Source organism: Devosia sp. (assembly GCF_017307495.1).
Taxonomy (GTDB): Bacteria; Pseudomonadota; Alphaproteobacteria; order Rhizobiales; family Devosiaceae; genus Devosia_A.
This window is the reverse complement of record NZ_JAFKHE010000013.1, coordinates 291553-309743: the sequence shown is the minus strand read 5'-3', so window position 1 is coordinate 309743 and position 18191 is coordinate 291553. Positions and strand designations below refer to the sequence as shown.

The 18191-nt window shown below is 66.4% G+C and carries 17 protein-coding genes; 7 read left to right on the top strand and 10 right to left on the bottom strand.

Going from position 1 to position 18191, the window contains the following annotated elements:
• Nucleotides 1-19 precede the first annotated feature (19 nt).
• From J0I99_RS04815 to J0I99_RS04770, 10 genes are all read right to left on the bottom strand, one after another.
• Entirely contained in the window at nt 20-694 is a 675-nt protein-coding gene (locus J0I99_RS04815) for a dienelactone hydrolase family protein (protein ID WP_291391185.1), read from the bottom strand.
• A gap of 61 nt (nt 695-755) precedes the next feature.
• Nucleotides 756-1796, bottom strand: coding sequence for an aldo/keto reductase (locus J0I99_RS04810; RefSeq protein WP_291396205.1), 1041 nt, complete (start codon nt 1794-1796; stop codon nt 756-758).
• Nucleotides 1781-2422, bottom strand: a complete 642-nt coding sequence (locus J0I99_RS04805; protein ID WP_291396204.1) for a ThuA domain-containing protein — start codon at nt 2420-2422, stop codon at nt 1781-1783. Before J0I99_RS04805 ends, J0I99_RS04810 begins: the two co-directional genes overlap by 16 nt.
• A 141-nt stretch (nt 2423-2563) precedes the next feature.
• Entirely contained in the window at nt 2564-3265 is a 702-nt protein-coding gene (gene phoB, locus J0I99_RS04800) for a phosphate regulon transcriptional regulator PhoB (RefSeq protein ID WP_291389468.1), read from the bottom strand.
• 11 nt (nt 3266-3276) lie between these two features.
• A complete protein-coding gene (phoU, locus tag J0I99_RS04795) occupies nt 3277-3975 on the bottom strand; it encodes a phosphate signaling complex protein PhoU (protein WP_291396203.1) in 699 nt (232 codons plus the stop codon).
• Between the two features lie 122 nt (nt 3976-4097).
• Nucleotides 4098-4907 (bottom strand): phosphate ABC transporter ATP-binding protein PstB, encoded by an 810-nt coding sequence (gene pstB / locus J0I99_RS04790; RefSeq protein ID WP_291396202.1) that lies wholly within the window; start codon nt 4905-4907, stop codon nt 4098-4100.
• 19 nt (nt 4908-4926) lie between these two features.
• Nucleotides 4927-6264, bottom strand: a complete 1338-nt coding sequence (gene pstA / locus J0I99_RS04785) for a phosphate ABC transporter permease PstA (protein ID WP_291396201.1) — start codon at nt 6262-6264, stop codon at nt 4927-4929.
• Entirely contained in the window at nt 6261-7730 is a 1470-nt protein-coding gene (gene pstC, locus J0I99_RS04780) for a phosphate ABC transporter permease subunit PstC (protein ID WP_291393006.1), read from the bottom strand. Before pstC ends, pstA begins: the two co-directional genes overlap by 4 nt.
• A gap of 117 nt (nt 7731-7847) precedes the next feature.
• On the bottom strand, nt 7848-8870 hold the full coding sequence (locus tag J0I99_RS04775; RefSeq protein WP_291396200.1) for a substrate-binding domain-containing protein: 1023 nt from the start codon (nt 8868-8870) through the stop codon (nt 7848-7850).
• A 307-nt stretch (nt 8871-9177) separates the two neighbouring features.
• Nucleotides 9178-10458 carry an ATP-binding protein gene (locus J0I99_RS04770; protein ID WP_291396199.1) on the bottom strand — a complete coding sequence of 427 codons (1281 nt, stop codon included), beginning with the start codon at nt 10456-10458 and terminating at the stop codon, nt 9178-9180.
• A gap of 102 nt (nt 10459-10560) precedes the next feature.
• On the opposite strand from J0I99_RS04770, the gene ppk2 reads away from it, so the two are divergent.
• From ppk2 to J0I99_RS04735, 7 genes are all read left to right on the top strand, one after another.
• On the top strand, nt 10561-11418 hold the full coding sequence (ppk2, locus tag J0I99_RS04765; protein ID WP_291396198.1) for a polyphosphate kinase 2: 858 nt from the start codon (nt 10561-10563) through the stop codon (nt 11416-11418).
• A gap of 127 nt (nt 11419-11545) precedes the next feature.
• Nucleotides 11546-12391: an N-formylglutamate amidohydrolase gene (locus J0I99_RS04760; RefSeq protein ID WP_291396197.1), complete on the top strand. Its 846-nt coding sequence runs from the start codon at nt 11546-11548 to the stop codon at nt 12389-12391.
• Nucleotides 12384-12893 (top strand): TRAP transporter small permease subunit, encoded by a 510-nt coding sequence (locus J0I99_RS04755; protein ID WP_291392997.1) that lies wholly within the window; start codon nt 12384-12386, stop codon nt 12891-12893. Before J0I99_RS04760 ends, J0I99_RS04755 begins: the two co-directional genes overlap by 8 nt.
• Nucleotides 12893-14218 (top strand): TRAP transporter large permease subunit, encoded by a 1326-nt coding sequence (locus J0I99_RS04750; RefSeq protein WP_291396196.1) that lies wholly within the window; start codon nt 12893-12895, stop codon nt 14216-14218. Before J0I99_RS04755 ends, J0I99_RS04750 begins: the two co-directional genes overlap by 1 nt.
• Before the next feature lie 57 nt (nt 14219-14275).
• Nucleotides 14276-15340: a C4-dicarboxylate ABC transporter gene (locus J0I99_RS04745; protein ID WP_291396195.1), complete on the top strand. Its 1065-nt coding sequence runs from the start codon at nt 14276-14278 to the stop codon at nt 15338-15340.
• A gap of 74 nt (nt 15341-15414) precedes the next feature.
• The gene (locus tag J0I99_RS04740) at nt 15415-16776 is read left to right on the top strand and encodes a glutamine synthetase family protein (protein WP_291396194.1); all 1362 of its coding nucleotides are present in this window, start codon (nt 15415-15417) and stop codon (nt 16774-16776) included.
• A 28-nt stretch (nt 16777-16804) separates the two neighbouring features.
• On the top strand, nt 16805-18187 hold the full coding sequence (locus J0I99_RS04735; RefSeq protein ID WP_291396193.1) for an aldehyde dehydrogenase family protein: 1383 nt from the start codon (nt 16805-16807) through the stop codon (nt 18185-18187).
• Nucleotides 18188-18191 lie beyond the last annotated feature (4 nt).

The window sequence follows — 18191 nt, the reverse complement described above, 5'->3', positions numbered from 1 at the left end:
GGCGAAGTGCCGGGCGAGATCAGCCGAGGTGCTTATGGAAGAACTCCAGCGAGCGGGCCGAGGCCCTGGTGCAGGCGGCTTCGTCGAACTTCTCGGGGCGGTCGCTGTTACAGAAGCCGTGGTCGGCATGGTAGACGTGGATGTCGGCCTCCGGATGGCGTGCCTTGAGCTGCTCGACCTGCTCGAGGGGAATGCCCTGGTCCTTGTCGCCGAAATGCATCTCGATCGGGACCCTGGGGGCGAGGTCGATGTAGTTGGGCACGCCGCCGCCGTAGTAGCCCGAAGCGGCAGCGAGGCCCGGTAGCCGGCTGGCGGCGATCCAGGTGACGCGGCCGCCGAAGCAGTAGCCGGTGATGCCGACCTTGCCGCCCTCGGACGCCGACTTGATCGCCGCCTCGACGTCGAGCACGGCCTTGTCCATGGAGAACGTCTTCATCAGCTCACCGACGCGGGCGAAGTGATCGGGACCGTAGTTCTCGCTCTCGAAGCCGGGCTCGACGCGATCGAACAGGGAGGGGGCGATGGTGAGGTAACCGTGCCGGGCCCAGCGGTCGGCGACGGAGCGGATCCAGTTGTTGAGGCCCCAGACCTCCTGGATCAGCACGACGCCGCCGCGCACCTTGCCTTCGGGCCGGGCGCGGTAGGCCCCGAAGACGAAGCCGTCCGAAGCCGTAAGCTTGAAGCGTTCACCCATGATGCGGTCTCCTGTTGTTTGCTTGTTGGCAACGCCCGGATCGGCCGGGTCGTTGCGGCAGTCAGTCGAGGACAGGCGTCACCGGCGGCGGCGCCTCGGGATGCAGCAGCCCCTCGGCCTTGAGCTCGGTCCACAGCGTGGCCGGGATGGCCTTGCGATAGCCGGCGAGATTGTCGGCGAATTCGGCCGGGTTGGAAAAGCCCGGAATGATGGCGGTGACGGCCGGATGGCCAAGCGGGAAACTGAGCGCGGCGCGGATCAGGGTGGTGCCGTGACGGTCGGTCAGCGTCTTGATGCGACGGGTCTTCTCGATCATCTCGGGGCTGGCCGGGGCATAGTCGTAGGTCGCGGCCGGGATCGGGCCGGTAGCGAGGATGCCGCTGTTGAGCGGGGCGCCGGCGACGATGGCGACGCCTTCGCGCAGGATGCGGGCGAAAAGGGTATCAATCACCGCCTGGTCGAGCAGGGTGTAGCGGTTGGCGAGGAGGAAGACGTCGAAACGGGCATGGTTCATCAGCTCGTCGATGACCTGCCACTCGTTGACGCCGGCGCCGATGGCGCGGACCGCGCCCGAGGCACGCAGCTCCTCGAGCGCGCGGATGCCGCCGCCTTCGAGGGCCTGCCGCATCGTCTCCTCGTGGCGGTCCTTCTGGCTGAACCGGCCGAGGTCGTGCAGGAACAGGATGTCGATACGCTCGAGGCCCAGCCGCTGCAGCGAGTGCTCGTAGCTCTTCATCACCCCGGCATGGGTGAAATCGAACACCGGGCGGAACGGCAGCGCGCGCGCATCGCCGTGGCGCTGCATGGCCCAGGCGCGATCGGGGACGAGCAGCCGACCGACCTTGGTGGAGAGCACATAGGCGTCGCGCGGCCTGTCGCGCAGGAAATCGCCGATCCGCCGCTCCGAAAGCCCGGAGCCGTAGAACGGGGCGGTGTCGAAGTAGCGGATGCCCGCGTCCCAGGCGGCCTGCAGCAGTTCGCGGGAAGCGGCATCGGACGGGGCTCGCCTGAGGTCGCCGAGGGGCGCGCCGCCGAATCCGATGCGGCTCAGTTCGATGCCGGTCGTTCCGACGGGACGCGTCTCGATCAGCGCGCCGCCCACAGCAGGCCCCGGGTCAGGATGGTGCGGATCTCGGGCTTGTCGAGCTCGGCCGGCTTGTGGCCGAGGGCGGAGTAGAAGACGCGGCCATGGCCATAGGCCGACTTGTAGACGACCGGCATCTCGACGCCCTTCTTCCAGAACGCGTGCTCGCCGCTGAAGGTGGTGGTGGCCAGCACCCGAACGGTCGGATCGACATGCATGTAGTACTGCTCCGAAGTGTGCTCGAAGCTGGCGATGCCCTGCATGACGGGATCGTCCTTCACCTTCGGATCAACGCGATAGGTGATGATGTCGCCGGGATGGGTGGCAAAGGTGCAGCCGCCGAGAAACCGCATGCGCGGGTTGCCCGGAAAGCTGGTGGCAAGGCCATGGTGGAAGCCGGCGAGGCCGGTGCCGGCCTCGATGGCGGCGCACAGGCGGATCGAATTCTCGCGGTCGAGTTCGCCGCCGGTGACCTGCGGCACGATCAGGTCGTAGCCGCCGACCTCGGCGCCGCCGAGCGCGGTGTAGTCGTCGGTGACGGTGACGCGGAAGCCCTCCGCCGCGAGAATCTCGCGCACGACATGCGCGCCCTTCTCGGGCTCATGCAGTTCGAGCCCGCCCCACACGACCAACGCTGACTTCATTGAATTGGCTTCCCTGCCGAGAACCGGCGGGGCAAGTTCAACAAATGCCGGACGACGGGGCAAGGGGGCAATTGGCTTTGGGGGTCGGGGGGCCGGGCCAAGCTCCGGCCTCGCCAGGCAGCAGGGCTGCCAAGCGGCGGGTTAGCTGAGGGCGGCGAAGCGCTCGTCGAAGGCGTAGCCGGCGCCGCGGACGGTGCGGATGGGATCGGCGTCGCGGTGGCGGTTGATGGCCTTGCGCAGGCGGCCGACATGGACGTCGACAGTGCGCTCGTCGACATAGACGTCGTTGCCCCAGACACCATCGAGCAGCTGCTCGCGCGAGTACACGCGCCCGGGATGGCGCATCAGGTATTCGAGCAGGCGGTACTCGGTGGGGCCGAGATGCACCTCGCGTCCGCCGCGGCGGACGCGATGGCTGGTGCGATCGAGCTCGAGGTCGCCGGCCTTGAGCACGGCGGTGACGAGCTGGGGACTCGAGCGGCGCAGCAGCGCGTTGATGCGGGCGAGGAGCTCGGGGATGGAGAACGGCTTGACGACATAGTCGTCGGCGCCGGTGGCGAGGCCACGGACGCGCTCTTCCTCCTCGCCGCGGGCGGTGATCATGATGATCGGCGTGCGCGCGGTCTCTTCCCTGGCGCGCCAGCGGCGGCACAGTTCGATGCCGCTGAGGCCCGGTAGCATCCAGTCGAGCAGGATCAGGTCCGGCACGCCGTCGCGGATGCGCTCGACCGCCTCGTCGCCCGACGCCGCGGTCGCGACGCGAAACCCCTCGGCCTCGAGGTTGTAGCGCAGCAGGACCGCGACATCTTCCTCGTCCTCGACGATCAGGATGGTTGCACTCATCTTGGACTATCCTAGCGTGGCTGGCGCTGTTGTTCGTCGGCACCCAGGTGCCGGCCGGTTTCGAGGTAGTAGGCGGCCTCGGCGATGTTGGTGGCGTGGTCGCCGACGCGCTCGAGGCTCTTGGCGCAGAACAGCAGGTGCGTGCACTGCGTAATGTTGCGGGGGTCTTCCATCATGTAGGTCAGGAGCTCGCGGAACAGCGAGTTGTAGATGGCGTCGACCTCGTCGTCGCGCGAGCAGACTTCGATTGCGGCCTTGGAATTGCGCGTCAGGTAGGCATCGAGTGCCGTCTGCAGCTGCTGGGCGACCAGGTCCTTCATGTGCTTGACGCCGTTGTAGAACTTGGGCGCGAGGCTGAGCGTCTCGATCTGCAGGGCACGCTTGGCCAGCTGCTTGGCCATGTCGCCGGTGCGCTCGAGATCGTTGGCGACCTGGATGGCCGTCACGACCATGCGCAGGTCGGCGGCCATGGGCTGGCGGCGCGCAATGATGGAGACCGCGGCATCGTTGATGCGCTGCTGCATCTCATCGATCTTCTTGTCGAACAGGCGCACGTCCTGGGCCTGCTGGTGATCGAGCCGGAGCAGCGCCCGCGCCGCCTCGGTGATCGCCTGCTCGACCATGCCGCCCATCTCGGAGATGGTGGTGTTGAGATTGGTGAGCTCGTCCTCGTAGGAGGTGACGATGTGCTCGTTCAGCGTAGTCGCCATGGTCGAATCCTCTTCTGGAGCCGTTCGTCGGCCGGTCGCCGCCGGGCGGCTCCAAGTTGTTGTCTGGTCGCGCTTGCGAACCGGAAAGCCGTTGCCGTCCTTTCCTGCACGCGCTCCCGAGGTCAGCCGATACGGCCGGTGATGTAGTCCTGCGTCTGCTTGTTCCGGGGATTGGTGAAGATGTCCTCGGTCCTGCCTTCCTCGATCAGCTTACCGAGGTGGAAGAACGCCGTCTTCTGGCTGACGCGGGCCGCCTGCTGCATGGAGTGGGTGACGATGACGATGGTGAAGTTCTCGCGCAGCTCATCGATCAGTTCCTCGATGACGGCCGTGGCGATGGGGTCGAGGGCCGAGCATGGCTCGTCCATCAGCAGCACTTCCGGGCGCGTGGCGATGGCGCGCGCGATGCACAGCCGCTGCTGCTGGCCGCCGGAGAGGCCGGTGCCGGGCTCGGTCAGCCGATCCTTGACCTCGTTCCACAGGCCGGCCCGGCGCAGGGACGAGTGGACGATCTCGTCCATGTCGGCCTTGTTGCGGGCAATACCGTGGATGCGCGGGCCGTAGGCGACGTTCTCGTAGATCGACTTGGGGAACGGATTGGGCTTCTGGAACACCATGCCGACGCGGGCGCGCAGTTCGACCACGTCGATCGAGGGATCGTAGATGTCGTCGTCGTCGAGGCTGATGCGACCGGCGACGCGGCAACCGTCGATGGTGTCGTTCATGCGGTTGAGCGAACGCAGGAACGTGGACTTGCCGCAGCCCGAGGGACCGATCAGCGAGGTGACGCTGAACGGCTCGATCTTGAGGTCGACGTCGAACAGGGCCTGCTTGTCGCCGTAAAAGACACAGACCTTCTCGCCCTGCATCTTGGGCGGGGCGTTGGGGGTCGGAGCGGCGGCCGGGCCGGTAGCGAAGGCTTCGGTGGTCATGTCGTTCATCCGGGTTGGCTTACCAGCGGCGCTCGAAGCGGCGGCGCAGCAGAATGGCGGCGATGTTCATGAGGGCAAGGAAGGCGAGCAGCACGATGATGGCGCCCGAGGTGCGCTCGACGAAGGCGCGTTCGGCCTCATTGGACCACATGTAGATCTGGACGGGTAGCGCCGTGGCCGGATCGAGCGGGGTGGCCGGGGCGTCGGCGACGAAGGCGACCATGCCGATGAGCAGCAGCGGCGCGGTTTCGCCCAGTGCGCGGGCCAGCCCGATGATGGTGCCGGTGAGGATGCCGGGGGTGGCGAGCGGCAGCACGTGGTCGAACACCATCTGCATCTTGCTGGCCCCGATGCCCAGCGCGGCCGAGCGGATCGAGGGCGGCACGGCGCGGAGCGCCGCACGCGTCGCGATTATGATGGTGGGCAGCGTCATCAGGGTGAGCACGAACCCGCCGACGATCGGCGCCGAGCGCGGCAGGCCGAAGAAGTTGATGAACACCGCCAGCCCGAGCAGGCCGAAGACGATGGAAGGCACCGCGGCGAGGTTGTTGATGTTCACCTCGATGAAGTCGGTGAAGCGGTTCTTCCTGGCGAATTCCTCAAGGTAGATCGAGGCGGCGACGCCGATGGGGAGCGCACAGAGCAGCACGATGCCCATCATGTAGAGCGAGCCGATCAGCGCCACGCCGAGGCCCGCGGTCTCGGGGCGGGAGGACGCGCCGAAGGTGAGCAGGCCCCAGTTGAACGGGGTGGAGATGGCGCCCTGCTGGCGGAGCTGATCGAGCCAGGCGAGCTGCTGGTCGGAGACCTTGCGCTTGGCCTCGGGGACCGAAAGGTCGATCTGGCCCTTGTTGGCGCTGTCGATGTCGGCGGTGGCGAGCAACGTCACCGGGCGGGTGGTGCCCACGACCGAGGGATCGGCCAGCACGATCTGGCGCAGGGTGGCGCGGCTGCCGTCGGAGACGAACTTGGCGACGTCGCGCATCGCGGCCTTGTCGTCGGGCGAGATGCCGAGGGCCCGGGCGACGGCGTTGCGGGCGACCACCGGATAGTTGGCGGAGACCAGCACGCGCGGGTCGGTGGCGCGCTTGTTGTCCTTGTCGATGATATCGGCGGAGAACTCGACCGGCACGGTGATCGAGGTCTGGACGAACGAGGTGTAGCCCTTGGAAACGATGGAGAAGAGCAACACGGCGAGGAAGCCGAGGCCGATGACGATGGCAGCGAGGCCATAGAAGCGGAAGCGGCGCTCGGCGGCGTGCCGGCGTCTCAGCCCGAAATCGCGGCGGGCCGGTGCGGCCGGTGCGGCCGGTGCGGCCGGGGCGACGGCGCTGTTCGGCAGGGCGGCGTCGGTCATTCGTACTGCTCCCGATACTTGCGCACGATGTAGAGCGCGTAGACGTTCATGCCGAGGGTGATGACGAAGAGGGTGAGGCCGAGGGCGAAGGCGACGAGCGTCTGCGGCGAGTTGAACTCGAGGTCGCCGGTCAGCTGGTTGACAATCTTGACCGTGATGGTGGTCATCGCCTCGAACGGATTGATGCTGAGGCGGGCGGCGACGCCGGCGGCAAGCACGACGATCATGGTCTCGCCGATGGCGCGCGAGGCGGTGAGCAGCAGCGCGCCGACAATGCCGGGCAGCGCGGCGGGCAGGATCACCTTGCGGATGGTCTCCGAGCGCGTGGCGCCAAGGGCGAGCGAGCCGTCACGCATGGCGCGGGGTACGGCGGTGATCACGTCGTCGGAGAGCGAGGAGACGACGGGGATCAGCATGACGCCCATGACGATGCCCGCGGTGAACACCGACTGGGCCTGGATGAAGGCGAAACCGCCGGCGAGCGCCGCGCTGAGGTCGCGAAAGAACGGCCCGAGGGTCACCACGGCGAAGATGCCGTAGACGATGGTGGGGATGCCGGCGAGCAGCTCGAGCAGGGGCTTCACGGTCGAACGGATGCGCGGCGAGGCGTACTCGCCCATGTAGACGGCCGCCATCAGACCGACCGGCACCGCGAACAGCATCGAGACCAAGGCGATATAAAGCGTGCCCGCGAGCAGCGGGATGAGGCCGAACTGCCCCTCCGATCCGCCCGAGCCGGCCGCGGCGAAGCGCGGGTCCCAGACGGTGCCGAAGAAGAAGTTGAGCGGATTGACCTCGGAGAAGAAGTGGATCGTCTCGCCCAGCATCGAGAGCACGATGCCCACGGTGGTGAGGATGGCGACGGTGGAGGCGCCGATCAGCGACCACAGGACGATGCGCTCGACCTCGTTGCGGGCGCGCAGGCGGATGCGGATGCGCGAATAGGCGAAGACGGCGCCGGCAACGGAGAGCAGCAGCGCCAGGCCCTGGATCAGCAGGCGATGCAGTGCCGCCTCTTCATTCACGCCGGCAGCGAGCGGCAGCATGTAGTCCTCGCCGCTGTCGGCGAGCGAGATGCCGGCTGCCGAGGCCGCGTCGCGCAGGGCGGCGTAGGTGGACGGAACGCCGGTACCGGTGAGGCCGAGCCTGGCCAGCGCTTCGGCAGCGTTGTGGATGATGCCGACCTGGAGGCTGGCGGCAGCGGGGTCGGGAATGTGGGTGCCGGCCTCGGCGCGAATGCGCCCCTCGATCAGGCCGCTCGAGACTGCACTGAGGACGACCAGGACGATGATCGCCGGGAGCGTCGAGAGCAGGAAGGCGAACCAGCCGTGATAGAGCGGCAGGGAGTGCGGGACTTCCTTGGCGCGGTCGACCTGGTCGCGCTGCGCGCGGGCCCGCTGAGCCGAGAAGAAGTACGCGAGGACGCCAATGCCGAGAACTATTGCGACAAGCCAGCCTGCGGACATCTATGCCTCGTTTGCAACGTACTGGGGCCGTGTGCCGCTTCGTCGCGCGGTGCAGGCCCCAGGTCTCTGGTTTGCCCGAAGGCGGGGCGGCGCGGGCCGTAGCCCGCGCCGATCAGATTACATCGTGGTGCCGGCTTCGAACTTGGCACGGATCTCGTCGCGCTCGGCGTCGGGAGCCGCGACCAGGCCATACTGGGCGAGCGGCGAGTCCGGCCCGATCATGTCGTCGGACAGGAAGAACTCGACATACTCCTTGAGGCCCGGGATGACGCCGATGTGAGCCTTCTTGACGTAGAAGAACAGCGGGCGCGACACGGGGTATTCACCCGAGGAGATGGTCTCGGTCGACGGGGCGACGCCACCGACGGTCGCGACCTTCAGCTTGTCGGCGTTGTTCTCGTAGAAGGCGAGGCCGAACACGCCGATGCCGGTCTTGTTGCTGTCGATGCGGGCGAGGGTCTCGGTGTAGTCACCGTCGATGTCGACCGCCTTGCCGTCCTTGCGGACCGCGACGCAGGTCTTGGCAACGTCGGCATCGGCGACGCCGGCGGCCTTGAGGGCGTCCTTGTCGCAGCCAGCGTCGAGGAGCTTCGTCTCGAACACTTCACGGGTGCCGTGCTTTTCGCCCGGGATATAGGCGGCGATATCCCACGCGGGGAACGCAGCGTTCACTTCGGACCACTTGGTGTAGGGGTTGTCGACGAGCTTGCCATCGACCACGACCTTGGCGGCGAGCGCCTTGTAGAGGTCGGCCGGGGTGAAGGCGAAGTCCGGACCGGCAATGTCAGAGGCGAATACGATGCCGTCGTAGCCGATCTTGACTTCCTCGACGTCGGCGACGCCGTTGGCCTTGCAGGTCTCGAGCTCTTCCTTCTTCATCGCACGCGAGGAATTGGCGATGTCGATCTTGTCTTCGCCGACGCCTTCGCAGAACTGCTTGATGCCGGCGCCCGAACCACCGGACTCAACGACCGGGGTCTTGAAGTCCGGGAAGGCCTCGCCGAACGACTCGGCGACGATCTTGGCGTAGGGGAGCACGGTGGACGAACCGGCGACCTGGATCTGGTCGCGCGCGGCGGCGGCACCGAGGCCAGCGGCAAGCGCGATAACCGCGGCGCTCGCGAAAACTGCAATCTTCATGATGTCTTTTCCCTTCCGGAAGGATGACCCTAAGGCCCTGTCGGCGGGCCCGGTCTTCCGGCCGCCCTGTCTGCAAGGCGGAACCTATGGCCGTTGTCACAACGTTTTATGACAGCGGCGTTGCACTTTTATGACGGCCTAATACCTTGATTTCGCATCACTTTGCGCCGCATGACAGCGCCGTTTCTGTGGAAACACGCACACCTGGGCGAACGGGAATGACACTGGGACGGGTCGGGCGACCGTCATGCGAGGACCGGCGGTGCAAAGCCAGCACGGGGCCCTGCCCGCCTACCGCCATGGACCGCTACTTGCGCAGCAGCACCTCGACGCGGGTCCCCTGCCCCGGCTGGCTCCTGATGGCGAGCAGGCCGTGGTGGCGGGTGACGATGTGCTTGACGATGGCGAGCCCCAGGCCCGTGCCCTTCTTCTTGCGGCTCGATTCCGCGTCGACGCGATAAAACCGCTCGGTGAGGCGGGGGACGTGCTCCTCGGCGACACCGACGCCGTGGTCGACCACCGAGACCAGGGCGGCAAAGCCGGTGCGGCCGGTGTCGGGAGTGAGCGTGATCTCGATGTTGTCGCCGTCGGCGCCGTACTTGATCGCGTTCTCGATCAGGTTCTCGAACACCTCGTAGAGTTCGTCCCGATCGCCGCTGACGACCACCGATCCCTCGGGGAGGCGCACATCGAGCCGGGTCCGGGTCTCGGCCGCCTGTACCTGCAGGCCTTCGGCCACCTCGCGCAGCAGCGGGCCCAGGTCGACCGGGGTGATCGGCCGCACGTGCTGGCGCATCTCGATGCGGCTAAGCGAGAGCAGATCGTCGATCAGCTTGCTCATGCGCGCGGCCTGGCCGCGCATCAGGCCGAGGAACCGCTCGCGCGCCACCTTGTCGTTGGCGGCAGGACCGAGCAGCGTGTCGATGAAGCCGACCAGCGACGTGAGCGGGGTGCGCAGCTCGTGGCTGGCATTGGCAATGAAATCGGTGCGCAGCGACTCGAGGCGCTTGGCTTCGGTGAGGCTCTGCAAAGTGATGACGAGGATGCCGTCCTTGCCCTGCGCCCCCGGCAGCAGCGGAGCGATGGTCGCCTTGTACCAGGTCTCGGTGGGCACGGTCTGGTGCAACTCGATGGTCTGGGCCGGGCCCAGCCGCGCCGCCTCGATGGCGGAGAGCAACTGGGGGGAGCGCAGCGTGAAGGCGATCGGGGTGCCGGCGACGACGCCGGGGAAGTGGTGCCGCGCCTCGCGATTGAGGTGAATGATGACGCTGCGCGCATCGAGCACGACGGCCGGATCGGGCAGCGCGTCGGCGAAGTGGCGGACCGCGTCGGCGAAAGCCAGCTCGCCCTGGCTACCGCCGGAGACGACGCCCGCGGCGGACTCCGCCGTTTCCGGCACGAGGGCGGCGAGGGCAACGATCGCGCCATAGGCGAGCGCGCCGATCCCGGGCGACAGGATATCGAGGCCGGCCAGTGTCATGAACACCAGCCCGACCGCCAGCAGCAGGAGAAGGCGGCCATACAGCCGGCCGCGCAGTGTCTCGAGCCAGCCCAATCCGGTCACACCGCGCGGCGGCTCGTCAACCATCAGTCGTTTCCCTCGGTGCCGGAACGATTCGGCACCTTGTCAGACAGGGGTGTTCATAGCACGGTTGTGACACGGTCATGACAGGATGCGGAGTTGAGTAGAATGTCCGACGCGCTCGAGAACTTCGACCTCGAAGACCCGGTGCTGCCCCGATGGATCAAGAAGAAGGCGCTGACCTCGGGCGGCTATCCATACGACGAGAAGATCGACGGCGACGCCTACGCCACGCAGATGCTGCAGGTGCAGCGCCAGCTGGCCCTGCTGCAACACGACCAGGCCAAGACCGGCAAGCGCATAGTCATCGTGTTCGAGGGACGCGACGCCGCGGGCAAGGGCGGATCGATCGCCAGCTACCTGGAAAACCTCAATCCGCGCTTCAACATGGACGTGGCGCTGCCCAAGCCGTCGGACCGGGAAAAGACGCAGTGGTACTTCCAGCGCTATGTCGACTGGATGCCGGCCGCCGGCGAACAGGTGCTGTTCGACCGCTCCTGGTACAACCGCGCCGGCGTTGAACCGGTGATGGGCTTCTGCACCCCCGCCGAGACCGACAAGTTCCTCGAGGAAGTGCCGGATTTCGAGAAGATGCTGGTGCGCGACGGCATCCACCTGTTCAAGTTCTGGCTGACCATCGGCCGCGAGATGCAGCTCAAGCGCTTCCACGACCGGCGGCACGACCCGCTGAAGATCTGGAAGTTGTCGCCTGTCGACATGGAGGCGCTCAAACGCTTCGACGACTACACCAAGGCGCGCAATCGCATGCTGCAGACCACGCACACACCCCACGCGCCCTGGCGCATCGTGTTCAACAACGACAAGAAGCGCGGCCGACTCGCCATCATGCGCTCCGTGCTGAACGCACTCGACTACGAGGGCAAGGACACCGGCCTGATCGGCGAGGTCGACGACAAGATCCTGCTGACGCCCAAGGCGTTCATGAAGACCCACAGCGAGTTGTAACGGGGTGGATTGACCAAACGGTCAAAAACCCGTCAGTTTACCGTCAGCGTTCGCACGGGGGATCGGCGGACGTGAAAGCGGTGACGTGGCCCGAGGGGGGTGCGTGACCGTTGCTTGGGGGAGCAAGATGTCGGGGCATCACTTCGATCCGCGGCGCGAGGCCAGCGTCGTGCCGCCGGTACAGGTGTTCAACGCCGAAGGGCATTCGCCCTTCGTGCTGGCCTGCGACCACGCCTCCAACCGCTTCCCGGAACCGTATGGCGACCTGGGCCTGACGCCGCACCAGCGCCTGATGCACATCGCCTGGGACCCCGGCGCGCTCGGCGTGGCGCTGCAATTGAGCGAACGGCTCGACGCAGCGCTCGTCGCCTCGACCGTCAGCCGGCTGATCATCGACTGCAACCGGCGGCATGACGCGCCGGACCTGATCCCGATCATTTCCGAGCGCACCGAGATCCCCGGCAACAAGGACGTCGGCGACAACGAGCGGGCGCGGCGGATCGGGGCCTATCACGAGCCGTTCCATGCGGCGCTGCAAGAGGTGCTGGACGCGCGCCGGGCGGCCGGGCTGCGGACCATCCTCGTCACCGTGCACTCGTTCACCCCGGTCTACAAGGACGTGCCGCGGCCGTGGCCGATCGGGCTGATCCATGCGCGTGACGCCCGCTTCACCGCCGCGCTGCGCGACGCGCTGCTCGAAGAGGATGCAGGGCTCAACGTGGGCTGGAACGAGCCCTACTCGGCCCTCAACGGCGTGACCTACACGCTTGAGCATCACGGCGAGGAACGCGGGCTCGAGGCGACGATGATCGAAATCCGACACGACGAGATTCTCGAACCGGAAGGCGTGGCCGAGTGGGCCGCCCGGCTGGCCCGGTGCCTCGAAGCTGCTCTCGGGGCACGCGACAACGCTGCGGGGTCGCACCCACAGCCACCCATCACAACACCGGCGGAGAACTTGCCGCGTGCCTAAACCCATCCGAGTCTTCGTCCATTTCGTCGATCGCCTGAACCTTTGGGTCGGGCGGTTCGCGATGCTGCTGTTCTTCGTCCTCGCCGGTGTGCTGCTTGCCTCCACGCTGTCGCGGCTGTTCCTCGGCGCGCCGGTCAACTGGGCGCTGGAGATGAGCCAGTTCATCCTGTCGGCCTACTACCTGCTGGGTGGCGCCTACACGCTGCAGCAGGGCGGCCATGTGCGGATGGACCTGTTCTGGAACCGGCTGCCGCCGGAGCGGCGGGCGGGCCTCGACGCGTTCACGGCGCTGTTCGTGATGTTCTACCTCGGCGTGATGATCTGGGGCGGCATCTCCAGCACGAGCTACGCCGTCATCTATGGACAGAAGAACTATTCGGCCTGGTCGCCGCTGCTGTGGCCGATCAAGACGATCATGACCATCGGTCTGGTCCTGATGCTCCTGCAGTTCATTGCCAATTTCTTCCGCGATATCGCCGCGGCACGCGGGACCAAGATCTGATGAGCTCGGAACTGATTACCCTTTTCATGTTCGCCAGCATGATGGTGCTGCTGTTCACGGGGCAGCGCGTCTTCGGCGTCATCGGCTTCGTGGGTTCGGTGGCGGCGCTGTGGCTGTGGGGCCAGGGCTCGGCCGAACTGCCGTTCAACGCTGCGTTCCAGGTGCTGAACTGGTACCCGCTGATCACGGTGCCGTTCTTCGTGTTCATGGGCTACATGCTGAGCGAGAGCGGCATCGCGTCCAACCTCTATCGCATGTTCCACGTCTGGTTCGGCCCGGTCCGCGGCGGGCTAGCCATCGGCACGATCGGCCTGATGGTGCTGATCTCCGCAATGAACGGCCTGAGCGTCGCCGGAATGGCGATCGGCGCCACCGTGGCGCTGCCGGAACTGCTGCGGCGCGGCTACGACAAGGTGATGGTCACTGGCGTCATCCAGGGCGGCTCGACGCTGGGCATCCTGATCCCGCCCAGCGTGGTGCTCGTGCTCTACGCCATGATCGCGCGGCAGCCGATCCTGCAGCTGTGGCTGGCCGGCATCCTGCCCGGGCTGATGATGGCGGCGATCTTCATTGTCTACATCTATGTCCGCGCCCGGCTGCAGCCGGAGATCGCCCCGGCGATGCCCAAGGAGGAGCGCGACCAGATCACTTGGGCCGAGAAATTGGCGCTGCTGCGCGCCGGATTCCTGCCGCTGGCCGTGTTCGGCATCATGATGGGGCTGTTCATGACCGGCGTCACCAGCCTCGTCGAAAGCTCGGTCGTCGGGGCAGTGCTGGCCACCCTCGCGGCCCTCGTGTCCCGCCGGCTCACCTGGCAGGTGCTGGAGACGACGACGCGCAGCACGCTGGTGATCAGCTCGATGTTCCTGTGGATCATCCTCGGCGCGCTGTGCTTTTCGGCCGTTTATGACGGGCTCGGAGCGGTCAAGGCGATCGAGCACCTGCTGCTCAACACCTTCGGCCTCGATCCGTGGGGCATCCTTATCCTGATGCTGCTGAGCTTCGTGGTGATGGGCATGTTCCTCGACGACACCGCCATGCTGGTGATCGTGGCGCCGCTCTATATCCCGCTGGTCAAGGAGCTGGATTTCAACCTGATCTGGTTCGGCATCCTTTACACCATCACCTGCCAGGTCGCGTACATCACGCCTCCGTTCGGCTACAACCTGTTCCTGATGCGCGCCATGGCGCCGCCCGAGATCACGCTGGGCGACATCTACAGGTCGATCCTGCCGTTCGCGCTGATGATGATCCTGACCATCATCATCCTGATGCTCTTCCCGCAGATCGCACTGTGGCTCCCGCAAATGTACACGGGGCGCTAGGCACTGGCGAAAGTGCTGCGGCACCAATGACGGCTCAACCAGGGAAAGGGACGACCAATGAGTGAGACTGAAAAACTCAACAAGCGCGACTTCTTGAAGAAGGCCGGCCTCGCCACCGCCACCGCGATGGGCGCAACGGCCCTGGCGATGCCGCATGTGAAGGCTCAGTCGCCGATCAAGTGGCGGCTGCAGACCTATGCCGGGCCGGCGCTGGCCGAACACGTGGTCGGCAACGCGATCGAATGGTTCAACACCGCCGCCAATGGCGAGATGGAGATCGAGCTCTACACGGCCGACCAGCTGGTGCCGCACGGCGAGCTGTTCCGCGCCGTGCAGACCGGCACGATCGACGCGGCCCAGAGCGACGACGACTCGGCGGCGGCGCCGGTGGACGTGAAGGTGTTTGGCGCCTATTTCCCGCTCGCCTCGCGCTATTCGCTGGATGTGCCGGCGCTGTGGCACTGGCGCGGGCTCAAGGAGATCTGGGAAGAGGCCTATGCCGAGATCCCCGACGTCACCTGGCTTTCGACCGGCGCGTGGGACCCATGCAACTTCGGCACGACCAAACCCGTGCGCAGCCTCGCCGACCTCAACGGGCTGCGCGTCTACACCTTCCCGACGGCCGGGCAGTTCCTCGCCAAGTACGGCGTGGTGCCGGTGTCGCTGCCGTATGAAGACGTCGAGCCGGCCCTGCAGACGGGCGAACTCGACGGCATCTGCTGGAGCGGCACCACCGAGCTGCACACGGTGGGCTGGGCCAATGTGCTCAAATACTACCTCACCAACCCGCTGTCGGGCGCCTGGGCCGGCTCGTACTTCGTCAACACGGCGAAGTGGAACGCGGTGCCGCCGCACCTGCAGCAGCTCTACCGCCTGATGATCGACTCTTCGCACTACTACCGGCAGCACTGGTACTGGAACGGCGAGGCGAACTTCCGCATCAACGGCAAGCTGGAACTGACCACAATCCCGGAAGAGGAGTGGAAGACCGTAGAAGCCGACGCGCAGGCGTTCTGGGACCAGATCGCCGGACAGAGCCCGCGCAGCGCCAAGGTGGTCGAGATCATCAAGCAGTACAACGCCGACATGGCAAAGGCCGGCGCCCCGTACCGCTACAGCTGACGTTTCGACATCGGCCCGGCCGCACCCTCGCGGCCGGGTCCCAACGACAAGAAAACGAACAATGGGAGGCGGCGATGGCCGCTTATTCGCTCGACCAGCTCAAAGCCGACGTGAAGGCCGGGACCATCGACACCGTGCTGGTCGCCTTCCCCGACATGCAGGGGCGGCTGATCGGCAAGCGCTTCCAGGCCGAGTTCTTCCTCGACGGCGCGATCGACGAGACGCATGGTTGCGACTACCTGCTGGCCAATGACATCGACATGGAGCCGGTGCCGGGCTACGAGGCGGCCAACTGGGGCCGGGGCTACGGCGACTTCGTGATGAAGCCGGACCTCGACACGCTGATGAAGGCGGCCTGGCTCGAGGGCACGGCGATCATCCTCGCCGACCTCGTCGACCATCATCACCACGAACCGATCCCGCACAGCCCGCGCGCCATCCTCAAGGGGCAGCTGGCGCGGCTCGAGAAGCTCGGGCTGACGGCGAACTTCGCCTCCGAGCTCGAGTTCTACCTGTTCGACGAGAGTTTCCGCTCCGCCTGGGACAAGGGTTACAAGAACCTCGCCACCGCCGGCTACTACATCCAGGACTACAATATCTTCCAGACCACCAAGGAAGAGGGCGTGCTGCGCGACATGCGCCGGCTGCTGCAGGCCTCGGGCATCCCGATCGAGAACTCCAAGGGCGAATGGGGACCCGGGCAGGAAGAGCTGAACGTGCGCTACGCCGACGCGCTCACCATGGCCGACCGGCACGTGGTGATGAAGAACGCGATGAAGGAAATCGCGCACAACCACGGCAAGTCGATCACCTTCATGGCCAAGTGGGACTACGGCCTCGCCGGCTCGTCGAGCCATATCCACATGTCGCTGGCCGACAAGAAGGGCAACGTCTTCTTCGCGCCCGGGGCCGAGTTGGGGATGAGCGAGATGATGCGCCACTACGTGGCCGGCCTGCTCACCTACGCGCACGACGTCACCTACTTCCTTGCGCCCTACATCAACTCCTACAAGCGCTTCCAGGTCGGCACGTTCGCACCGACCAAGGCGATCTGGAGCCCCGACAACCGGACGGCCGGCTTCCGGCTGTGCGGCGAGAACAGCAAGGGCGTGCGCATCGAGTGCCGCATTGGCGGGGCCGACCTCAACCCGTACCTGGCGTTCGCCGCGCTGATCGCCGCCGGGCTCAAGGGCATCGAGGACAAGCTCAGCCTCGAGGCGCCCTTCTCGGGCGACGCCTACGTGGGCGAGAAGCTGCGCGAAGTGCCCAAGACGCTGCGTGATGCGATCAGTTCGCTCAGGGGCTCCGAGATGCTGAAGGCGGCCTTCGGCGAGCAGGTGGTGAGCCACTACGTCCATACGGCCGAGTGGGAGCAGTTCGAGTATGACCGGCGCGTCACCGATTGGGAGTTGAAGCGCGGGTTCGAGCGCAGCTAGAACAGCGCCCACAACAGATAGGTGACAAATGACCGACAAGGTCCAGATCGTCTCGCCGATCGACGGGCGGGTATATGCCGAGCGGCCGCTGGCAACAGGTGCCGAGATTGCCGGCGCCGTCGCCAAGACCAAACGGGCCCGCGAGGTGTGGGGCGAAATCACCGTCAAGGAACGAGCGAAGTTCCTCGAGCACTTCCTTGATGCGCTGATCGCGAAGAACGACGAGATCGTTCCCGAACTGGCCTGGCAGATGGGCCGGCCGGTGCGTTACGGCGGCGAGAAGCGCGGCGTCGAGGAGCGCTCGCGCTACATGATCTCCATCGCCGAGGACAGCCTCAAGCCGTCGATGCGGCCGGACAAGGAAGGGTTCGAGCGCTGGATCGCGCGTGAGCCGCTCGGCACGGTGATGGTGATCGCGCCGTGGAACTACCCGTACCTGACGGCGGTCAACTCGATCGTGCCGGCGCTGATGGCCGGCAACGCGGTGATCCTCAAGCACGCGTCGCAGACGCTGCTGGTGGGCGAGCGCTTCGCCGAGGCGTTCAAGGCGGCGGGGCTTCCGGACGGGCTGTTCCAGAACCTGGTGCTGAACCACGCCGATACCGAAAAGCTGATCGGCTCGGGGCAGATCGACCACATCAACTTCACCGGCTCGGTGGAGGGCGGCAGGCGGATCGAGCGGGCGGCGGCGGGGACGTTCGCGACGCTCGGGCTCGAACTCGGCGGCAAGGATCCGGCCTATGTGCGGGCCGACGCGCGGCTCGACCATGCGGTGGAGAACCTCGTGGACGGCTCGTTCTTCAACTCGGGGCAGAGCTGCTGCGGGGTGGAGCGTATCTACGTGCATGCCTCGGTCTACGACCGGTTCGTCAAGGACTTCGTCGAGGTGGCGCGCGGCTGGACACTGGGCAACCCGCTCGAGGCCGACACCGTGGTCGGCCCGATGGCCACCGGCCGGTTCGCCGACCTGGTGCGCGGGCAGACGCTCGAGGCGTTGCGCAAGGGCGCCAGGGCCCATCTCAACACCCGGCACACGCTCGACGAGGAGGGCTCGCCCTATCTCGCGCCGGAAGTGCTGACCGACGTGAACCACCAGATGGCGGTGATGCGCGAGGAGAGCTTCGGCCCGGTGGTCGGCATCATGAAGGTGCGCGACGACGCCGAGGCGATCGAGCTGATGAACGACAGCCCGTATGGGCTCACCGCCTCGATCTGGACCGAGGACCTCGATGCGGCGGCCAGCATCGGCGCCAAGGTCGAGACGGGCACCGTGTTCGCCAACCGCTGCGATTATCTCGATCCGGCGCTGGTGTGGACCGGGGTGAAGGAGACCGGCAAGGGCGGCGCGCTGAGCGAGATCGGGTACGCCAATCTCACGCAGCCGAAGAGTTATCATTTGCGGCGAGTGTGATACT

What these genes read in the sequence shown, in the direction of transcription:
- pstA (WP_291396201.1), bottom strand. Translation starts at nt 6,264, where the DNA reads ATGACCGACGCCGCCCTGCCGAACAGCGCCGTCGCCCCGGCCGCACCG.
- pstB (WP_291396202.1), bottom strand. Translation starts at nt 4,907, where the DNA reads ATGACCACCGAAGCCTTCGCTACCGGCCCGGCCGCCGCTCCGACCCCC.
- J0I99_RS04740 (WP_291396194.1), top strand. Translation starts at nt 15,415, where the DNA reads ATGGCCGCTTATTCGCTCGACCAGCTCAAAGCCGACGTGAAGGCCGGG.
- J0I99_RS04760 (WP_291396197.1), top strand. Translation starts at nt 11,546, where the DNA reads ATGTCGGGGCATCACTTCGATCCGCGGCGCGAGGCCAGCGTCGTGCCG.
- J0I99_RS04770 (WP_291396199.1), bottom strand. Translation starts at nt 10,458, where the DNA reads ATGGTTGACGAGCCGCCGCGCGGTGTGACCGGATTGGGCTGGCTCGAG.
- J0I99_RS04775 (WP_291396200.1), bottom strand. Translation starts at nt 8,870, where the DNA reads ATGAAGATTGCAGTTTTCGCGAGCGCCGCGGTTATCGCGCTTGCCGCT.
- J0I99_RS04745 (WP_291396195.1), top strand. Translation starts at nt 14,276, where the DNA reads ATGAGTGAGACTGAAAAACTCAACAAGCGCGACTTCTTGAAGAAGGCC.
- J0I99_RS04750 (WP_291396196.1), top strand. Translation starts at nt 12,893, where the DNA reads ATGAGCTCGGAACTGATTACCCTTTTCATGTTCGCCAGCATGATGGTG.
- J0I99_RS04735 (WP_291396193.1), top strand. Translation starts at nt 16,805, where the DNA reads ATGACCGACAAGGTCCAGATCGTCTCGCCGATCGACGGGCGGGTATAT.
- pstC (WP_291393006.1), bottom strand. Translation starts at nt 7,730, where the DNA reads ATGTCCGCAGGCTGGCTTGTCGCAATAGTTCTCGGCATTGGCGTCCTC.
- phoU (WP_291396203.1), bottom strand. Translation starts at nt 3,975, where the DNA reads ATGGCGACTACGCTGAACGAGCACATCGTCACCTCCTACGAGGACGAG.
- phoB (WP_291389468.1), bottom strand. Translation starts at nt 3,265, where the DNA reads ATGAGTGCAACCATCCTGATCGTCGAGGACGAGGAAGATGTCGCGGTC.
- J0I99_RS04815 (WP_291391185.1), bottom strand. Translation starts at nt 694, where the DNA reads ATGGGTGAACGCTTCAAGCTTACGGCTTCGGACGGCTTCGTCTTCGGG.
- J0I99_RS04805 (WP_291396204.1), bottom strand. Translation starts at nt 2,422, where the DNA reads ATGAAGTCAGCGTTGGTCGTGTGGGGCGGGCTCGAACTGCATGAGCCC.
- ppk2 (WP_291396198.1), top strand. Translation starts at nt 10,561, where the DNA reads ATGTCCGACGCGCTCGAGAACTTCGACCTCGAAGACCCGGTGCTGCCC.